The sequence below is a fragment of the Corallococcus sp. bb12-1 genome, from assembly GCF_026626765.1.
GTDB classification, from domain to species: Bacteria; Myxococcota; Myxococcia; order Myxococcales; family Myxococcaceae; genus Corallococcus; species Corallococcus terminator.
In genome coordinates this window covers 282,377-298,949 of the sequence record NZ_JAPNJZ010000024.1, presented here as the reverse complement: position 1 = coordinate 298,949, position 16,573 = coordinate 282,377, and the positions used below count along the sequence as shown (strand labels likewise).

15 protein-coding genes are annotated in these 16,573 nt (G+C 70.9%); 9 read left to right on the top strand and 6 right to left on the bottom strand.

Going from position 1 to position 16,573, the window contains the following annotated elements; genetic code table 11:
• The first annotated feature begins 84 nt into the window (after positions 1-84).
• On the top strand, positions 85-1,017 hold the full coding sequence (nadA, locus tag OV208_RS28840) for a quinolinate synthase NadA (RefSeq protein ID WP_120542070.1): 933 nt from the start codon (positions 85-87) through the stop codon (positions 1,015-1,017).
• An 85-nt stretch (positions 1,018-1,102) separates the two neighbouring features.
• Positions 1,103-1,714, top strand: coding sequence for a hypothetical protein (locus tag OV208_RS28835; protein ID WP_267577135.1), 612 nt, complete (start codon positions 1,103-1,105; stop codon positions 1,712-1,714).
• 47 nt (positions 1,715-1,761) lie between these two features.
• Here OV208_RS28835 and OV208_RS28830 read toward each other — a convergent pair whose 3' ends face one another.
• Positions 1,762-2,139: a metallothionein gene (locus OV208_RS28830; protein WP_267577134.1), complete on the bottom strand. Its 378-nt coding sequence runs from the start codon at positions 2,137-2,139 to the stop codon at positions 1,762-1,764.
• Between the two features lie 177 nt (positions 2,140-2,316).
• Between OV208_RS28830 and OV208_RS28825 the strand changes: the two genes are divergently transcribed.
• Both OV208_RS28825 and OV208_RS28820 read left to right on the top strand, forming a co-directional pair.
• Positions 2,317-3,879: a hypothetical protein gene (locus OV208_RS28825; protein WP_267577133.1), complete on the top strand. Its 1,563-nt coding sequence runs from the start codon at positions 2,317-2,319 to the stop codon at positions 3,877-3,879.
• Between the two features lie 22 nt (positions 3,880-3,901).
• Positions 3,902-5,095: a hypothetical protein gene (locus tag OV208_RS28820; RefSeq protein ID WP_267577132.1), complete on the top strand. Its 1,194-nt coding sequence runs from the start codon at positions 3,902-3,904 to the stop codon at positions 5,093-5,095.
• Between the two features lie 33 nt (positions 5,096-5,128).
• Here the strand turns inward: OV208_RS28820 and OV208_RS28815 are convergent, their stop codons facing one another.
• From OV208_RS28815 to OV208_RS28805, 3 genes are all read right to left on the bottom strand, one after another.
• A complete protein-coding gene (locus tag OV208_RS28815; protein ID WP_267577131.1) occupies positions 5,129-5,935 on the bottom strand; it encodes a hypothetical protein in 807 nt (268 codons plus the stop codon).
• Positions 5,936-6,093: 158 nt separating this feature from the next.
• A complete protein-coding gene (locus OV208_RS28810; RefSeq protein ID WP_267577130.1) occupies positions 6,094-8,997 on the bottom strand; it encodes a serine/threonine-protein kinase in 2,904 nt (967 codons plus the stop codon).
• A gap of 243 nt (positions 8,998-9,240) precedes the next feature.
• Positions 9,241-10,293 (bottom strand): hypothetical protein, encoded by a 1,053-nt coding sequence (locus OV208_RS28805; RefSeq protein ID WP_267577129.1) that lies wholly within the window; start codon positions 10,291-10,293, stop codon positions 9,241-9,243.
• Between the two features lie 160 nt (positions 10,294-10,453).
• Between OV208_RS28805 and OV208_RS28800 the strand changes: the two genes are divergently transcribed.
• The 3 genes from OV208_RS28800 to OV208_RS28790 are packed head-to-tail and all read left to right on the top strand — an operon-like array spanning position 10,454 to position 12,590.
• Positions 10,454-11,272: a glycerophosphodiester phosphodiesterase gene (locus OV208_RS28800; protein WP_267577128.1), complete on the top strand. Its 819-nt coding sequence runs from the start codon at positions 10,454-10,456 to the stop codon at positions 11,270-11,272.
• A gap of 12 nt (positions 11,273-11,284) precedes the next feature.
• Positions 11,285-12,040: a deoxynucleoside kinase gene (locus OV208_RS28795; RefSeq protein ID WP_267577127.1), complete on the top strand. Its 756-nt coding sequence runs from the start codon at positions 11,285-11,287 to the stop codon at positions 12,038-12,040.
• Positions 12,041-12,071: 31 nt separating this feature from the next.
• Positions 12,072-12,590: an acyl-CoA thioesterase gene (locus OV208_RS28790; RefSeq protein WP_120545723.1), complete on the top strand. Its 519-nt coding sequence runs from the start codon at positions 12,072-12,074 to the stop codon at positions 12,588-12,590.
• Positions 12,591-12,707: 117 nt separating this feature from the next.
• Here the strand turns inward: OV208_RS28790 and OV208_RS28785 are convergent, their stop codons facing one another.
• The gene (locus tag OV208_RS28785; protein WP_267577126.1) at positions 12,708-13,091 is read right to left on the bottom strand and encodes a HesB/IscA family protein; all 384 of its coding nucleotides are present in this window, start codon (positions 13,089-13,091) and stop codon (positions 12,708-12,710) included.
• Between the two features lie 100 nt (positions 13,092-13,191).
• Between OV208_RS28785 and OV208_RS28780 the strand changes: the two genes are divergently transcribed.
• A complete protein-coding gene (locus tag OV208_RS28780; RefSeq protein WP_267577125.1) occupies positions 13,192-13,524 on the top strand; it encodes a rhodanese-like domain-containing protein in 333 nt (110 codons plus the stop codon).
• A 4-nt stretch (positions 13,525-13,528) separates the two neighbouring features.
• Here OV208_RS28780 and OV208_RS28775 read toward each other — a convergent pair whose 3' ends face one another.
• Positions 13,529-15,781, bottom strand: a complete 2,253-nt coding sequence (locus OV208_RS28775; protein WP_267577123.1) for a serine/threonine protein kinase — start codon at positions 15,779-15,781, stop codon at positions 13,529-13,531.
• A gap of 72 nt (positions 15,782-15,853) precedes the next feature.
• On the opposite strand from OV208_RS28775, the gene OV208_RS28770 reads away from it, so the two are divergent.
• Positions 15,854-16,492 (top strand): hypothetical protein, encoded by a 639-nt coding sequence (locus tag OV208_RS28770; RefSeq protein ID WP_267577121.1) that lies wholly within the window; start codon positions 15,854-15,856, stop codon positions 16,490-16,492.
• Positions 16,493-16,573: the final 81 nt, after the last annotated feature.

Genomic DNA, 16,573 nt, shown 5'->3' with positions numbered 1-16,573 from the left:
TAGGAAGCGCGCACGGGGCGGCGTGGAGCGTGCTGGCCGCGGAGGCTGCAGGCGGTTACAGAAGCCCTGGCGAGGTGAACCACGATGGGCGTGACGGTGGACTACGAGGCCGAGATCCGGGCGCTGAAGCGCTCCATGAACGCGGTCATCCTGGCGCACTACTACCAGGAGAGCGAAGTGCAGGACGTGGCCGACTTCGTCGGCGACAGCCTGGCGCTCGCGCAGGCGGCGGAGAAGACGGACGCCGACGTCATCGTCTTCTGCGGCGTGCACTTCATGGCGGAGACCGCGAAGATTTTGAATCCCACCCGACAGGTGCTCCTGCCGGACCTGAAGGCCGGCTGTTCATTGTCGGACCGGTGTCCGCCCGCGGCCTTCAAGGCGTTCAAGGAGAAGCATCCGGGCGCCTTCGTGGTGTCGTACGTGAACAGCTCCGCCGCGGTGAAGGCGATGAGCGACGTCATCTGCACGTCGTCCAACGCGGTGCGCATCGTCAACCAGATTCCGAAGGACCGCCCCATCCTCTTCGCGCCGGACCAGCACCTGGGCCGCCACGTGATGAAGGAGACGGGGCGCGACATGGTGCTCTGGCCGGGCAGCTGCATCGTCCATGAGATCTTCAGCGAGAAGAAGCTCGTGGGCTTGAAGGTCGAGCATCCGGACGCGGAGGTGGTGGCCCATCCGGAGTGCGAGCAGCAGGTGCTGCGTCACGCGGACTTCATCGGATCCACGAAGGCCATCCTGGATTACGTGGTGAAGAGTCCGAAGTCGAAGTTCATCGTGGTGACGGAGGCCGGCATCCTCCACCAGATGAAGAAGAGCGCGCCGCACAAGACGTACATCCCGGCGCCGCCGGACAACGGGTGTGCGTGCAACGAGTGCCCGTACATGCGGCTCAACACGCTGGAGAAGCTCTACCGGTGCATGAGGGACCGCACGCCGGAGCTGGTGCTGCCCGCGGACCTCCAGGGCGCGGCGCTGGCGCCCCTCAAGCGGATGCTGGAGTGGTCTGCTTGAAGTCTTGAAGAGGGACTGTCGTCCGCGTTCCAGGTTTGGAAACTCGTGCCTTGCGGACGGCGGGCCCAAGTGCCATGGAAGAAGCGTGGCCTTCCGATTTCTTGCAATCCCCGCCCACCGGCTCGTGGACTTCCCCAACACCCTGCCGGACGACGAGCGCCTGGAGCCGGAGCTGCCTCCGGTCCACGAGGCCGTGGAGCGCGCCCTCGCCGGCGCTGAGTTCCGCGACCTGCGCGCCCGCGACCGCATGCGTGCCCTGCTCCAGGGAGACCAGCCTCCAGCCCTCGGTTCGCCCGGCAAGGGCTTTGGCCCCAGCGCCGTCTTCGCCAAGCCGCCCCAGGACCTGCCGGCGCTCCTGCGCCTGGCGGACGAACTGGAGGACATGGCGCGACGCGAAGCCGGCGAGCGCGCCCTGGTGTGGAAGTGCGGGCAGTGCAGCGCCCGCTACGCGGTGCCCGTGGCGCTGGTGCGTCAGGTGTCCATCCGCTGCGAGCGCTGCGGCACCCCGGTGGAGCTGAGCTCCCAGCAGAGCCTGGGCGAGGAAGCCCTCATCGACCCGTTCCAGGGCGCGGTGAACAGCAGCCGGCACGAACTGGCCACGTTCTTCCGCGAGGCGATGGCGCGAGGCTGGCCCGTGCTTGTGTCCGAGGGCGGGGCTCCCGCGCCGCGCACGCGCGCTTCCACCCCGGCCGTCTGACGCGCCGCGGGCGTGCCGGACGGCGGCGCCCGCGGAAGTTCAACCCCTCAGATGAAGACGCCGGCGGAGGCGTCGTAGCGCGCCTCCTGCAACTCCTGCGTCGCGGGACGGCCGCGCAGCGCGTCCATCACCTGACCGGGGGCGTGGCGGCCCGAGCACTTGGAGCACTCGCACTTGCCGCGCTTGCAGGTGCAGTCCGCCTTGCTGCCGCAGGAGCACTTCGCGGTCAGCATCCTGTCCAACTCCTCTAGAGGTCGCGGGGCCGCCTCCGGCTTCGCCTCGGAGGACTGGGGAGGCGCGGGCGTCTGGGCCTTGGAGGCCGGCTTCGCCTTCGCGTGGGCCTCGCAGGCACGGGCGGGCGCCGGCACCAGCCACAGGCCGCCCAACACCAATCCGGCGGTCATCCACGTCGCGCTGCGTGCCATGTCGCTCTCCTCGGGAGGGGCACGGCTGGCCCCTGGAGTCCGGCCTATAGCGCAGGGCATTCCCCCTGCCAAGACATGCGCACATACCTTTGCCTACCCATCGACAGAGCGCATGGGAGCCCACGGTGCGCTCGCCCGGCGCGGGGGCGCGCGCGTACAGTCCGCGCCCTCCTGCCCGTGACGAACCGACAAGCCCGCATCGCCTTCGCCGCCGCGCTCGTGCTGGGCGCGCTGCCCCTCTGGGTGTCGCGCGTCCTGCCCATGGTGGACCTGCCGCAGCACCTGTACCTCATCTCCGTGCTGCACCGGCTGGAGGACCCGACGACGCTGTACCCGGCGCTGTTCGCCGCGCGGCACGAACTGACGCCGTACCTCGGGTACTACTACCTGGTCAGCGCGCTCAACTGGCTGTTGCCGCTGGAGGTCGCCAACCGCGTCTTCCTCACCGCGTACGTGGTGGGGCTGCCGCTGGGGCTGGCCTTCCTGCTGCGCAGCCTGGGCCGTCCCTCCTGGCCCGCGCTGCTCACGCTGCCCCTGGCGTACGGGGACAGCTTCGGCTGGGGCTTCATCAACTACCTGGCGGCGCTGCCGCTGACGCTGCTGTGCTGCGGCCTGTTCGTGCGGGCGCTGACGGACGCGCCCCACCGCGTCCGCTGGGCCGTGGGGCTTGGCGCGTGCCTGGTGGCGGTGCTGCTCTTCCACGTGCAGGCGTTCGGGTTCCTGGCGTTCGGGCTGCCGTGGCTGCTCTTCACCACGCCGGTGCCCGAGGACGCGGCGGCGCGAGGCTTCCTGGCCCGGCTGCGGCCGCGTGCGGCGGCGCTCGCGGGCGTGGTGCCCGGCGTGACGCTGTTCCTCTCGTGGGTGGTGCTGCGGTTCGGCAACCCGCCGGACATCCAGCCCGGGGCGCCCTGGAAGGCGTGGGGGCCCACGTTCTCTCCGCAGAACCTGGCGTGGAAGGGCTTCGCGCAGAACCGCGCGGAGTTCTTCCAGGTCCTCGCCAACACGTTCCACGACGGTTCGGACCGCTGGCCGCTGTACGCCGTGGGCGTCGTCGCGCTGGTGGGCTGGGGGCTGGGACTTTTGCGGCCGGGGACCCGCCGCGAGGGGCCAGTGGCGCGCTGGCGGCTGTTGGGGCTGGGGGTGCTGGCGCTGGCGCTGTTCTTCCTGCTGCCCTTCGACATCCGGGGGTACGTCTACTACCTCAACACGCGGTACGCGCACCTGGCCGCGGCGCTGCTGGTGGCGAGCATGCCGGCCACGCGCGTGGAGTGGCGGCGGCCCCTGTGCCTCGCGGCGGCGGCGAGCGCGCTGCTCGTGGCCTTCGTGATGGGGCGCGGCTTCCGAGACTTCGCCGAGGAGGCGCGCGAATGGGACGCGCTCGCGGACGTCACCGGAAACCGGCCGAAGGTGATGGGGCTGGTGTTCGACGCGGGCTCCCACGTGGTGCGCTTCCCCGTGTTCCTGCATGGCGCGGCGGTGCTGGCGCGCGAGCGTGGAGGGGTGCCCAACTTCACCTTCGCCACCACGCCGCACTCGCCACTGCGCTACCGGGACGCGGTGCCGCCCACCTTTCCCTCCGAGTGGCGTCCGCAGGAGCTGGACTACGCGGCGCAGGGCAGTTGGTACGACCACTACCTCGTGCGCGGGGCACACCCGTCGCGCGTCTTTGGGGGGCGGCTCCAGTCGGAACTGGTCATCGTGGGACAGGCCGGACGGAGCTGGCTGGTGCGGCGGCGGTAGCGCGTGCGGTAAGAACGCGCCCATGAGCCCTGCCCCCACCGAGCCCCGCCCCCTGCTGGACGCGCTGCGCGCCGGCACCGCCCTGCCCGCCTTCGCCGACACCGCCGTCGAGCAGGCCCGGCGTCTCGCGGGAGACGTGGCCTCCGCATCCCCAATGGACGTGGAGGCGCTGCCGGAGCCCCTCGCGGGGGCGGTGCTGGAGGCCGCCGTGCTGGCGGGACACGTGGCGCTGCCGGAGGCCCTGTCCGCCTCCACCGTGAAGCCCCTGGCCAAGGCCGCGAAGAAGGCGCTGTACCGGCTGCGCTCGCGCGGCGTCACCCCGCCCGAGGTCCCCCGGGAGACGGCGCCCGCGGCGGCCCCGGAGACGCTGCCGACGCTGGTGACGGTCGTCTCGTCGACGGGGCAGTACGGCCTGCTGCTCCCGCGCGTGGTGAGGGGCGGCGTGGAGCTGCTCCAGGTCATCGCGTCGGATGAGCAGGGCGTCCTGGAGCTGACCCGCACGGAGGTGAGCCGGGGAGAGGTGCGCCGCATGCTCAAGCACGCGCAGCAGAACCGCTTCGGCTCCGAGGTCTCCCGCGAGGAGGGCGCCACGCTGCTCGCGGAGGCCGCGGCCCTCAACCTGAGCACCCGCACGCCCTTCCCGCCGGACCTGGAGGCGGCGCTGCGCCACCATGGCGTCCAGCCCATCCACGAGCCCGCGCCCCTGCCCGCCCCGGAGCCCGACGACGCGCGCCATGCCCTGGAGGGCGACCAGCTCCACGCGACGCCGGAGATCGCCGAGTGGATGCCCCCCGACGCGCATGTCCAGCGGCTGATGGAGCAGGTGGGGGCGCTGGCCGAAAGCCCGCTGGCGTTGAGCGCGTCACAGCGCCAGGAGCAGGTGCGGCAGAAGGTCCTGGACGCGGCGCGGGCCTGGTTCACCCCGGAGGTGCGCCAGCGCTACGCGCGCCGACTGTGGCGGATGGCGGCCTTCTTCGAGAACACCGCCCGGCCCCTGCAGGCGGCCATGGCCCGGGGCGAGGCCCGGCGGCTCTTCCACGGGGTCGAGGAGCCCTTCTCCCGTTTCGCGGAGACGCTCTTCGCCAAGGTCGTCGTCCTGGCCGCCGCGGGCGCGCAGGCCCAGGCAGCGGCGGCAACGGGGGCCCCGGCGTCCGGCGAGCCCCCTGCCCCGGCCACGCCCGAGCGGCGCGGCCCGGGGGGCCTCATCCTCCCCTGACGCCCACGCGGCGCCTGGGGAGGAGGCCCGTCGTCAGGCCGGATCCGTGCGGGCGCACAGCAGCAGGTCCAGGTTCTCCCGCTCCCAGGCGACCGCCCGCTGGTAGTCGTGGAAGCGCTTCTCGTGCTCCATCAACTCCGGCGGGTGGATGCAGCGCCGGCCGTCCTCGCCCCGGCGGGCGCGGTACACGTGGTGCAGCATCTCGTGGAAGACGATCCACTCCACGAAGTAGCGGGGTACCAGCGGCTGGTCCAACGCCGGGTGGATGCGGATGACCTTCGAGTCCGCCGAATACGAGCCCATCTTGATGCTCTTGCGCGGGCCCTTCACCCGGGGCGCTGGCCCGAAGGTGATGGCCGCGTCGATGCGGCTCTGGAAATAGCGCTCGTTGAGCCGCTCGTAGATGCGCGCCAGGTCGTGGTAGCTCCCCACGGGCGACAGCCGCAGCCGCTTGCGCATCTGCGCCGGGGACAGCCGGCGGATGAAGACGCGATTGCGCTCGATGTACTTGTCCAGGAGCGTGCTCGCCTCCGCGTCCCCCGTGCGCACGAAGCTGGCGAGCGCCTGGAGCACCTCGTCCGGCGCGGCCAGGAACATGTGGTGCAGCCGCAGCCGCCACAACGCGCGCTGACGTTGGAACGTCAGCATCGTGTGCGTGTTGTCGTGGATCTCCACCGCCACCTTCCCCCTCAACCGCGTGCGCAGGCGCCGCTCCAACACGCGCCGCCACACCTTCACGAGGCGGTTGGGCTCAGGGGCGACCGGGAGCTGACGGGCCACCCTCCCCGCGGGGTAGGTCCTCTGTCGGATGATGTTCTTCTGCTTCTTCGCGCGAGCCATAGAGGGGGCGGAGTCTACGGACCCCTCTGACATGTGTAAACGCGCCCGCTTGGTGGAAAACCAAGGAATTCCAACGACTTAAGGGCACTCAAGCTTACCCGGTCCTACGTGTCCGCCGCAGGGTGCGCATGCCGCATACGGGCAAGTGGCCGTCCCGATTAGCGTCGCCTCCGGCATGGGACCCGCAGCGTCTGGAGTTCCACGGTTCCGGGTCGGATGTTGTAGGTCTCGATGCGTGGAAGTATCCGTTTTCCCGGACACGTGTACTGAACGCGAAGGGGGCCGGGGACCACGGCGAGCACCTGGTTGATGGGCAGCTTGTCGCCCCCCGGCCGGCCAAGCACGGTGCGGGCGGGCGCATCGAACCGGACCTGCACCGTCGCGGGGGCCGGAGGCGGTGGGACGGGGGCCGGGGGTTTTGCTTCCGTCCCGGTGTCCGGAGGGGCCGCCACGGCGAGCGCGTTCGAGGGCTCCTCATCCGGCGTCGCGGTGGAGTCCGCGACGACGGGTTCGGAGGGCTTCGGCACCGGCGTGTCGGGAACACCCTCGGGGGGCATCACGGGGGCCGTGCCAGTGGGCCCGGGACGCGACGGCGCCCCCGTGGCGGGCGCCTGCATCGGCGTGGCTCGGGGCGGAAGCTCCGGCTCGAAGGCGCCCATCATCCAGGCGACGCCCAGGCCCAGCAGCGCGACCAGCACCGCGGCCACCGCCAGCATCACGGGGGTGCGCGAGCCGCGGGGGGACTCGGACGCATCGAAGGTGTCCGGCCCGTCGTCCTCGTCGAACTCCCGCGCGTCGTCTTCGTCCTCGGCCTCGACGGCAGCGGCACGGAAGCCCTTCCGGGACGGCCGGCGCTGCGACTGGAAGCCCATGGTGGATTCGTCGTCATCCGGATCCGACGACCGGCCCGGCGTTGGATCCGTCTTGCTTGCTCCGGACATGCCCGGGTCGGTGCTGAAGCGCTCGTCGTCCTGCGGGGACGGACGCGGCGGAGCGCGGACGTTGCGCGCCCCCGGATTCACGGGCGGGGCGGAGCGGTTCGCGTCGCTGGACAGCGTCCCCGGACGTCGGGCCCCCGGGCCCCCGCGTCCCTCCTCGACCGACGGCCGGCGGGAGGAATCCGCGCGCCCGTCATCCCCACCAGGAACGCCCATGCGCCGAGGTCCCGAGGCCAGCGGTTCGGAGCGACCATCGTCCCCTGCGGGAACGCCCATGCGTCGGGGGCCCGAAGCCAGCGGTTCGGAGCGACCGTCATCGCCAGGACCACCGCCCGGCCGGCGCGAGCCCAGAGGCGGAGGCGGTGACGCGCGCTCGTCCGAAGCGTGCGGAGGCGTCCGACGCGGAGTGGGAGAGAACGGGTCGCCATCCACCGGACCGCGCGGCATGGCCACGCCCGGCGAGGACATCCGGCGAGCGCGATCAGCCTCCCCACGCTCCACCGGAGGCGATGAACGCGGCGGCGGTTCCGCGGCGGCCCCACCCCTGCGCACCGGCGCGGGCACGACGCCCCGGGGGCGGCGCGCGCGCAGCGGCACGGTGGAGTCCGCGTCTTCGTCCTCCTCGTCCTGCAGCGTCTCCGGCTCCAGCACCGGCTCCAGGTGCCGGCGGGGCGGGTACGCACCGGGCATCGTCCCGACGGCGGTGGACTCGTCGAAGTCCTCGTCCTCCTCGTCGTCGTAGTCGCGAGTGGGAAGCTCACGAGGCCGCGCCATCTGCGTCTCGGGCTCGCCGTCCTTCTCATCGTAGGCGCGCAGCACCGCGCCTTCCCGCGTGGGCCTCCGCGCGGGCGGCCGTGCCACGAGCCCCGCGGGCGTCACCGCGCCAGGGCCCGTCCGGGGCGGCGCCCGGCCCATCCCCGATGCCGAGCCCCCCAGGGGCAGCGTGCGCGCGGCGGTGTCCTCCACCTCGGGCGGCAGGGGCAGCGTGCGCGCGGCGGTGTCCTCCACCTCGGACGGCAACGGCAGCGTGCGCGCGGCGGTGTCCTCCACCTCCGACGCCAGCGGGAGCGTCCGGGCCGACGTGTCCTCCGGCAGATCCGGAACCGGCGGGGGCGGAGGCTGCCGCAGGGACGGCAGCGGAACGGTGGCCTCGTGCCGGCCCGCGCGCTTCGCCGGCGGAATGTGCAGCACGGTGCGCTCGTCGGCTTCCCCGAGCAGGCGCGCGATGTAGTGCGGGATGTCCAGGCTCTGCTTGAGCACGCCGGAGGCGAGGAACGCGTCCAGGTCCGCCCTCACCGCCGAGGCCCGCTGGTAGCGCTGGGTGCGGTCCTTCACCAGGCACCGCATCACGATGCGCGACAGCTCCTCCGGATAGTCCGGGCGCACCAGGTGCGGCGGCGTCGCCTCCTCGTGGCGGATGGCGTAGAGGATGCCCTCCGTGGTCTGCCGGGAGAAGGGCTGCTTGCCGGTGGTGATTTCGTACAGCATCACCCCGAGCGCGTAGATGTCCGCCCGGTGATCCAGCCGCTCCTGCATGATCTGCTCGGGCGACAGGTAGAGGAACTTCCCCTTGATGACGCCCGGCTTGCTGCGCTCCATGAACGCGCCGGCCTTGGCGATGCCAAAGTCGACGAGCTTCACGCGCCCGTCGTAGCTGATCATCACGTTCTGGGGACTGACGTCCCGGTGGATCAGCTCCAGCGGCCGGCCATCCACGCCCCGGCTGAAGTGCGCATGATCCAGGCCCGACGCGATGTACGCGCAGATCCTCGCCGCGACCCCGTAGGGCAGGCAGGAGCCGAACTTGGCCTCCTCCACGAGCACGCGGCGCAGGTCGACGCCCTCCACGTACTCCATGCAGATGAAGATGTTGTCGCCCTCCTTCCCCAGCTCGTGCACCTGCACGACGTTGGGGTGGTGCAGCTGGGCGGCGATGCGCGCCTCGTCCAGGAACATCTGGACGAACTCCGGCTCCTCCGACAGGTACGGGAGGATCCGCTTGATGACCACCAGCTCCTGCGACGGAGGCTTGTGCGCGAGGAACAGCTCCGCCATCCCGCCCAGCGCGAGGCGCTTGATGAGCAGGTACTTTCCGAACGGGGTGGCCGTCTGGGGCGAGCTCAAGGACGTGGAGGGTGTGCGTCTGCGGGTGGGACCAAGAACTGCTACCGGAGCCTACCTGCATTCCAGGCCCGGGGGGAGCCGGCCGACCCGCCCGGGGTCCGACTCTAGGCAACCCCGCGTCCCCACGCGAACTTTCAGGCCCTCCCTGCCCGCCCCCCTTGAAACACGACCGCCCCCCACGGCCAGGAGCCGAGGGAGGCGGAAGAGGTGCCGGCGGACCGGCGACAGCGTCCCGAGGGAAGACTACGGGGCCGCCGGGGCCACTTCGCCCGGCAGGTCCGCGCAGTCCTGCGGGATGATCGTGTACGTGTAGGGCTTCGTCGAGCCCGGCACGCCGCTGTCGGGGGTGTTGTCGCCGCAGCCGGTGATGTCCGTGCCACCGTCCTTGCAGGGCGCGAAGGTGTAGGTGTCCCAGACGCCGCTGATGCCGTTGGGGAACGTCACCGCCCCGCCATCCAGGGCCGCCTTCTGGAAGTCGCAGCGCACTTCCACGCCACCGTCGCTCAGGTTCCGGTCACGGGTCTTGTCCTGGTAGACGAGGATGCCGTTGCCGACCTCGAAGCCGTAATAGAGGGGCTCCGCGCCGGAGCTGTCCAGACGCTTGAGGGCCTCCGGCTTGGGGTTGGTGAGCGTCAGCGGTCCGGCCAGGTGCACGCGCGTGCCCAGGAAGGCCGCGGTGGACTGGGCCGCACCGAGCGACGCCTCGAGCTGCTCGGCCGTCACCTCGTTGGCCGGGGGCCGCGCGCCCACGCCGGCGTCGGTCGTCTTGACCGTCAGGGCGAGCGCCACGGCGGGCGTGCGCTGGTTGGCCAGGTGGTGACGGCGACCGGAGAACGGCTCGTAGTTGGGCTCCGTCCCGAAGTACCCCTCGACGTCCAGGGTGTCACCCGGCTGGGGCCGGTACGTGTCCGGCGTGTCGGTGTAGAACTTGTGGATGAAGATGCCCTGCGACGGCGCGGCCGGGTCCGTCACCCAGAAGTACGAACGCCAGGAGTTGTTGCCCAGCTCGCTCAGCTTCTCGTAGTGCACATCCGTGACGACCACGTTGCGCAGCGTCACCTTGGTGCTGAACGGCAGCTTGCGCGCCGCGGCGATCTGCCCCGCCGTGCCCGCGTCCGTCGTGCCCGCGTCCGTCGGTCCAGCATCCGTCGTTCCAGCGTCCGTGCTGCAGACACCCGTACAGCCAGCGTCGGGAACGGGATCGGGATCGTTGTCGCGGCCACCACAGCCGGCCGCCGTGGCCATCGCAGTCGCAGCCAGGAGCGCCGCGGCGCCCAGTTTCTTGCGCAGTTCCATTCGTATCTCTCCGGGGGGGTGAGGGCGCCGCGCTTCTTGAAGTCCGACGCCTGTCGGGCTGAGGATTCAGGTCCTTATACCGGCCGCTCACCAGGGCCGGCAAGGAACGGACCGGCACCCTGCCCGTGACATCGTTGTGAATTCAGGAATAGGTGGAGCAATGCTGCCGCGTGACACGTTTTTGCAGGGTCTGAAGCCCACGTTGCACATCGCGCACCGCGGCGGAGCGCTGGTGGCGCCAGAGAACACCCTGGAGGCCTTCCGCCTCGCGGTGGAGCAGCACCGCACCGACATGCTGGAGCTCGACGTGCACCTGACGCGCGACGGCGAAGTCATCGTGGCGCACGACGACACGCTGGAGCGCTGCACCGACGCGGAGGGCCCGCTCGCGGCGCGCACCCTGGAGGAACTGCGCCGGCTGGACGCGGGGTTCCGGTTCAGTCCGGACAACGGGCACACCTTCCCCTTCCGGGGCCGGGGCGTGCGCCTGCCCACGCTGCGCGAGGTCCTGCGCGCGTTCCCGGCATTGCGCCTCAACGTGGAGCTCAAGCCGGACGTGGCCGGCGCCGAGGACGTGCTCGCCCGCCTGCTGACCGAGGAAGCGGCGCTGGGCCGCGTCTGCCTGGGCAGCGAGCAGGACGCCATCGCGGAGCGGCTGGTGCGGGTGCTGCCCGACGCGTGCCACTTCTATCCGCGTGATGCGCTGGCCGCGTTCATCCTGACGCTCAAGGCGGGTGAGGCGCCGCCGGAGGACGCGCGCTATTCGGTGCTCGACATGCCGTTGTACTTCGGTGAGGTGCGGCTGGTGGATGACGCGCTGCTGAGGGCCGCGGCGGAGCGCGGCAAGTGGATCAACGTGTGGACCGTGGATGATCCGGCGGAGATGGACCGGCTGCTCCAGGAGGGCATCGGCGGCATCATGACGGACCGGCCGGATCTGCTCCGCCAGCGAATGGACGCCTCCGGAAAGCCGGGCTAAGCCCTTAGCTCCATGCCCCGCCCCACCGCACGCGTGCGTCCGGCGACCCGCGCCGAGCCGCCCTCCCCCAAGGCGCCGCCCCCGGCCGTCTCCGAGCCAGAGCCCAAGCCCGCTGGCCGCAACAAACTCAAGCTGAAGGTGCCGCGCGCCCGGCGCTTCGTGGCGCTCGCGGGCAACATCGGCGCGGGCAAGACGACGGCCGCGAAGATGATCAGCCAGGGCTTCGGCTTCGAGTTGTTCGACGAGCCCGTCATCGACAACCGCTTCCTGCGCGACTACTACGGCGACATGTCGCGGTGGTCGTTCACGCTGCAACTGGAGTTCCTCATCCGGCGCGTGGAGCACCACGAGCTCATCCACTCCGTGAGGAAGAGCTGCGTGCAGGACCGCACCCTGTACGAGGACCCGGAAATCTTCGCCAAGTACCTGCACGGCCTGGGGCACATGACGAACGCGGAGCTGGACCTGTACTACGAGTACTTCCAGCGGCTGTCGCGCCACATCGTCCGGCCCGACAAGGTCATCTGCTTCGACGTGCCCTCGGAAGAGATCCTCCTGCAGCGCATCCGCACGCGCGGCCGGGCGGAGGAGAAGGGCATCGGCAAGCAGTTCCTGAAGGGCCTCAACGGCTACTACGCGGGCTTCCCGCAGGTGCTCCAGGAGAAGTACGGCGTGGACTGCCTGGTGGTGGACGTGTCCAAGCAGGACATCCGCCGGGGCCCGGGCCGCGAGGAGTTCCTCGACCGCGTCTCCGCATTCCTGGCCTGACGCCGCGCCATCCGTTACACGCTTCGGGGCCATGCACGACCTGACCCCGAAGAGCCCGCGCGACTCCGAAGTGGTGATGACGCAGCTCATCCTCCCCCCGGACGCCAACAACCTGAACGCCGCGTTCGGCGGGAAGGTGATGCAGTGGATCGACATCTGCGGCGCCGTGGCCGCCCAGCGCCACTGCCGTCAGGTCGTGGTGACGGCGTCCATGGACGACCTGCACTTCCACGCCCCCATCCGCGTGGGCTGGATTGCCCTGCTCCACTCGCGCGTGCTCGCCACGTTCCGCACGTCGCTGGAGGTGGGCGTCACCGTGCACGCGGAGAACCCGCTGACGGGCGAGCGCCACCTCACCACCAGCGCGCTGCTCACCTTCGTCACCCAGGACAAGGACGGCAAGGGCGTGCCGGTGCCCCCGCTGCTCCTGGAGACGGACGCGGAGCGCGACGCCTTCGCGGAAGCCGAGGCCCGCCGGGCCCAGCGCCGGGGCCGTGGCAAGGAGGAGCAGTCCTGGATGAAGGTCATGAAGCCGGTGGCCGGCGCCTGAGCCTCGGGGCGTCCAAGCCCCACAAGCTCCATGGGCTCCCAAGACGAGCAAAGGGCCGGGGGCACGCCTGTCTGGCGTCCCAACCCGGCCCTGCCCTGCTTCACCTGTCAGTGCGACTCAGGTCGTGAACGACGTGCCGCAGCCGCAGGACGACTTGGCGTTCGGGTTCTCGAACTTGAAGCCCGCGCCGGTGATGCTGGTGACGTAGTCGATGTGCGTGCCCGACAGGTACTGGGCGCTCAGCGCGTCGGTGGCGATCTTCACGCCGTCCTGCTCCCAGATCTGGTCGCCGGCCTTGGACTCCTTCACGAGGTTCAGGTCGTAGCCCAGGCCGCTGCAGCCGGACGGCACCACGCGGATGGAGAAGAAGTATTCCTGGAAGCCCTGGGCCTGGATGACCGTCTTCACCTGGGCGAGGGCGGCGGCCGTCAACTGGACGGGCACATTGGCGGCGGGCTGGGAGACCGGCGTGGAGCCGGCGACGGCGGTGGAAGTGTCCATGTGCTTAAACTCCTCGTGAACGGCGCCTCATAACGCCCTGGCGCCTGAAAAGCCATGGGACCCCACGGGCCCCTTCCGGTGAGAACACAAGATAACCCCCATGCCCATCCCTGAAATCTCCCCGGCCGAGCTGGCCCGGCGCCTGGCCGGCCCCCCCGAATCCCGCCCCGTCCTGGTGGATGTGCGCTTCGTCCACGAGCACGAATGGGTGGCCCTGCCGGACTCGGTGCTGATGCCCCTACCGGAGCTGGAGGAGCACACCGAGGCCCTGGAGGCCCTCCGGGGTCGCCCCGTCGTCGTCTACTGCCACCACGGTGTGCGCAGCCTGGACGGCGCCGCCTACCTGCGCGACCTGGGGCTGGATGCTGTGTCGCTCCACGGCGGCATCGACCTGTACTCGCGCACCGTGGATCCGTCCCTGCCCCGCTACTGAGGGGCTAGAGCGCGGAGTCCAGGTCCAGCACCTGGTCCGTCGTCTCACCGGGCTTGATGATGGCTTCGAAGGAGACAGGCTCCTTCAGCTTGGTGCCGCGCAGCTCCAGCCGCTGCTTGCCTTCCATCAGCTTCAGCGTGGCGGTGGCGCTGCCCAGCGACTGGTTGTTCCGGTAGACGGTCAGGCCGGTCATCGACTTGGGCGTGATCTTTAGCCGCAGCGTGCCTTCCTTGAAGGTGCGCTCGAAGGTCTTCAGCTCGCCGGGCTGACCGAACGCGAGCTCCTCCGAGTCCTCCAGGAAGATGCCCTGGGCCTCGTTCTCCAGGATGAGCGTGTCCTGCAGGTGGGCGCCCTGCGCGCGCGTGAGCGGCGCGGTGCCCAGCAGCGTCACCGGCTCCTGGCTGCCACAGCGCTCCGTGTGCCGCACCGACACCTTCACCGGCTGGTTGGTGTTCACCGTGAGCCACACGCCCTGGGCGTCCGCGGCCTTGGAGGTCGCCGCCGCGAGGATGGGCTCCCGGAAGAGGACCAGCACCGCGAGCAGGCCCACGATGAAGCCCACCGTGGCCACCGTGCGCACGCCCTGGCCCCGGGGCCGCGCCGGCACATCCCGCTCATCCCGCTCATCCCGCACCGCGAGGGCGCTGTTGCGGGAAGGACGCCGCGGAGCGGGGTCCTCGTCGTCCACCGGAGCGGGGCGCTGGCGCGGGGCATCCACCCGGCTGGAGGTGCGGCGGCGCGGCGGCTCCACGGCGGACTGCTGGCTGGTGTTCGTGCGACGGCGCACCACGGGCGCCGGCACCGTGTCCGGATCATCCTCCGGCGGAGGCAGGCGGGTGCGCTCGTCGTCCTCCTCCACGTCCATGCGCTGCTGTACGCCGGAGCGCGAGCGCGAGGGAGGAGGCTCCGACACCGGCACCACGCGCGACATCGTGCGCCGGGGCGGCGGAGGCGTAGGCACGTCCTCCATCGGCTGGCTTCTCAGGTCCGAGCGCGAGTTGGTGCGCGCCACCTGCGTGACGCCCGGGTTGCTGGAGGACGTGTTGCCGCGGCGGGCCGCCGGCTCCGACACGCTGGAGCGGCGGCGCGGCTGCGACTCCACGCCCGTGAGCGACGGCGCGTCGTACTCGTTCGGATCCTCCGGGACCACCGCGGGCGCCATGCCCGTCGCGCGGCGGGGCGCGGGACCGGCGCGGGTGTTGCCGCGCGCGCGCTCGCGCTGCGAGGACGACTCACCCGGCGGGGCCTCCCAGCTCATCTCCGCGGGCGGCCGGGGCGGCGACGTGCTGGAGTCCTCGCCCACCGGCACGAACTGGCCCTGCTTCAGCTCCTCCGCCAGCCGGTCCGAGAAGAGCGTCTTCATCAGCTCGGAGATCTGCACCGAGCCCACCACCCAGCGCTCATTGACGAGCAGCTCCTCCAGGGCGGACTGCAATTCGCGCGCGGTGTCGTAGCGGTCATCCGCGCTCTTCGCCAGGGCGCGCATCACCACGTGGTCCATGTCCCGGGGCACGTCGGCCACCTCGGACGGGGCGGGGATGGCGCACTCCATGGCCGCCTGCAGCGTGGCCAGCTCCGAGTCCTTCTTGAGCGGCCGGTGCCCGGTGAGCATCTCGTACAGCACCAGGCCAATGGCGAAGATGTCCGCGCGGGCGTCCAGGTGCTTGCCGCTGGCCTGCTCGGGCGCCATGTACGCGAACTTGCCCTTGATGGCGCCGGACTTCGTCATCGACGCCTGATCCGCGGCCTTCGCGATGCCGAAGTCCACCAGCTTCACCGAACCATCGAAGCTGATCAGGATGTTTTGCGGAGAGATGTCGCGGTGCACGACGTTGAGCGGCTGGCCCCGGTCGTCTGAGCGGGTGTGCGCGTAGTAGAGGCCTTCGCACGCGGAGGCGACGATGCGCACCGCCAGCGGCCGGGCGATCCACTGGTTCATGCCGCTGGCCTTGCGCATGACCCGGCCCAGGTCCTCGCCGTGGATGAACTCCATGGCGATGTAATAGGTCCCGTTGGCCTCGCCGAACTCGTACACCTGCGCGATGTTCGGGTGGTTGAAGCGCGCCGCGATCAGCGCCTCATTCCGGAACATCTCCACGAACTCGCGGTCCTCCGCCAGGTGCGGGAGGATGCGCTTGACGACAACGTCCTTCTGGAAGCCCTCGATTCCGGACTGACGCGCAAGCCAGACCTCGGCCATGCCGCCCGTAGCGAGCTTCTTGAGGAGCTGGTATTTCCCGAAGGCTTGAGGGTTCATCCCGGGGACTCCCCGGGGGGAGCGGGCTTGGTGGAAGGTGACAGGGCAGAGCATCTTAAGGGACTGCGGCCAATGAGGCAAAGCCGCAGGTCCACCTTCCTGGGGTGGGTCGTCGCGACCTGCCTGCTGACCCTGCATGCCGTCGCGGCCCCCGCGGCGGATCAGATCAAGGTCGAGCGCCGCAACGAAGTGCTCGCGCTGTCCTGGCAGGACGCCGAGGACACGCTCCAGGGCGTCATCACCCCCGCCGAACCCCGCCCCGGCGAGCCCCTGCGCCTGACGCTGTCGGTGGGCAACATCCAGGGTCCCCCCTTCGAGGGAGGCGTCACCGTCGCGTTCTCCCAGGACGGCGTGCCCGGTCAGGTGACGCGCGCCCTGAAGCGGGACGCGGTGGGGTGGAGCACGGAGTTCGTTCCCCCGGAACCCGGCGCCTGGGACCTGGACGTCCGCTTCCTCACGTCCAGGCCCAAGGCGCTCCACGCGAAGTTCACCGTGAGCGAGCCTGGAGTTCCGCTCCTCGTGTGGCGCACCCTCCTGGGGCTCGTCGGGATGCTGGTGCTCGTGGGCGTGTTGCGCGCCTTGACGCAGCGCGAGGTGCCCGCGGAGTCCCCGGGCGAAGCGCCCGAACAAGGCCCCACCGTGCCGCCTGCGTCCGTCCCGGAGGTGGAGCCGCCTCCCACCCCTCCGGTGGATCAGCGCGCTGATCGGTAACACCGCCCTTCTTACAGCCCCGCGTTACGGGCCCGTGCGACCCGGAGAGGGAAAAATCCTTCCCATCCTGGGTCTCGTCAC

What these genes read in the sequence shown, in the direction of transcription:
- nadA (WP_120542070.1), top strand. Translation starts at nt 85, where the DNA reads ATGGGCGTGACGGTGGACTACGAGGCCGAGATCCGGGCGCTGAAGCGC.
- OV208_RS28830 (WP_267577134.1), bottom strand. Translation starts at nt 2,139, where the DNA reads ATGGCACGCAGCGCGACGTGGATGACCGCCGGATTGGTGTTGGGCGGC.
- OV208_RS28820 (WP_267577132.1), top strand. Translation starts at nt 3,902, where the DNA reads ATGAGCCCTGCCCCCACCGAGCCCCGCCCCCTGCTGGACGCGCTGCGC.
- OV208_RS28815 (WP_267577131.1), bottom strand. Translation starts at nt 5,935, where the DNA reads ATGGCTCGCGCGAAGAAGCAGAAGAACATCATCCGACAGAGGACCTAC.
- OV208_RS28805 (WP_267577129.1), bottom strand. Translation starts at nt 10,293, where the DNA reads ATGGAACTGCGCAAGAAACTGGGCGCCGCGGCGCTCCTGGCTGCGACT.
- OV208_RS28800 (WP_267577128.1), top strand. Translation starts at nt 10,454, where the DNA reads ATGCTGCCGCGTGACACGTTTTTGCAGGGTCTGAAGCCCACGTTGCAC.
- OV208_RS28795 (WP_267577127.1), top strand. Translation starts at nt 11,285, where the DNA reads ATGCCCCGCCCCACCGCACGCGTGCGTCCGGCGACCCGCGCCGAGCCG.
- OV208_RS28790 (WP_120545723.1), top strand. Translation starts at nt 12,072, where the DNA reads ATGCACGACCTGACCCCGAAGAGCCCGCGCGACTCCGAAGTGGTGATG.
- OV208_RS28785 (WP_267577126.1), bottom strand. Translation starts at nt 13,091, where the DNA reads ATGGACACTTCCACCGCCGTCGCCGGCTCCACGCCGGTCTCCCAGCCC.
- OV208_RS28780 (WP_267577125.1), top strand. Translation starts at nt 13,192, where the DNA reads ATGCCCATCCCTGAAATCTCCCCGGCCGAGCTGGCCCGGCGCCTGGCC.
- OV208_RS28775 (WP_267577123.1), bottom strand. Translation starts at nt 15,781, where the DNA reads ATGAACCCTCAAGCCTTCGGGAAATACCAGCTCCTCAAGAAGCTCGCT.
- OV208_RS28770 (WP_267577121.1), top strand. Translation starts at nt 15,854, where the DNA reads ATGAGGCAAAGCCGCAGGTCCACCTTCCTGGGGTGGGTCGTCGCGACC.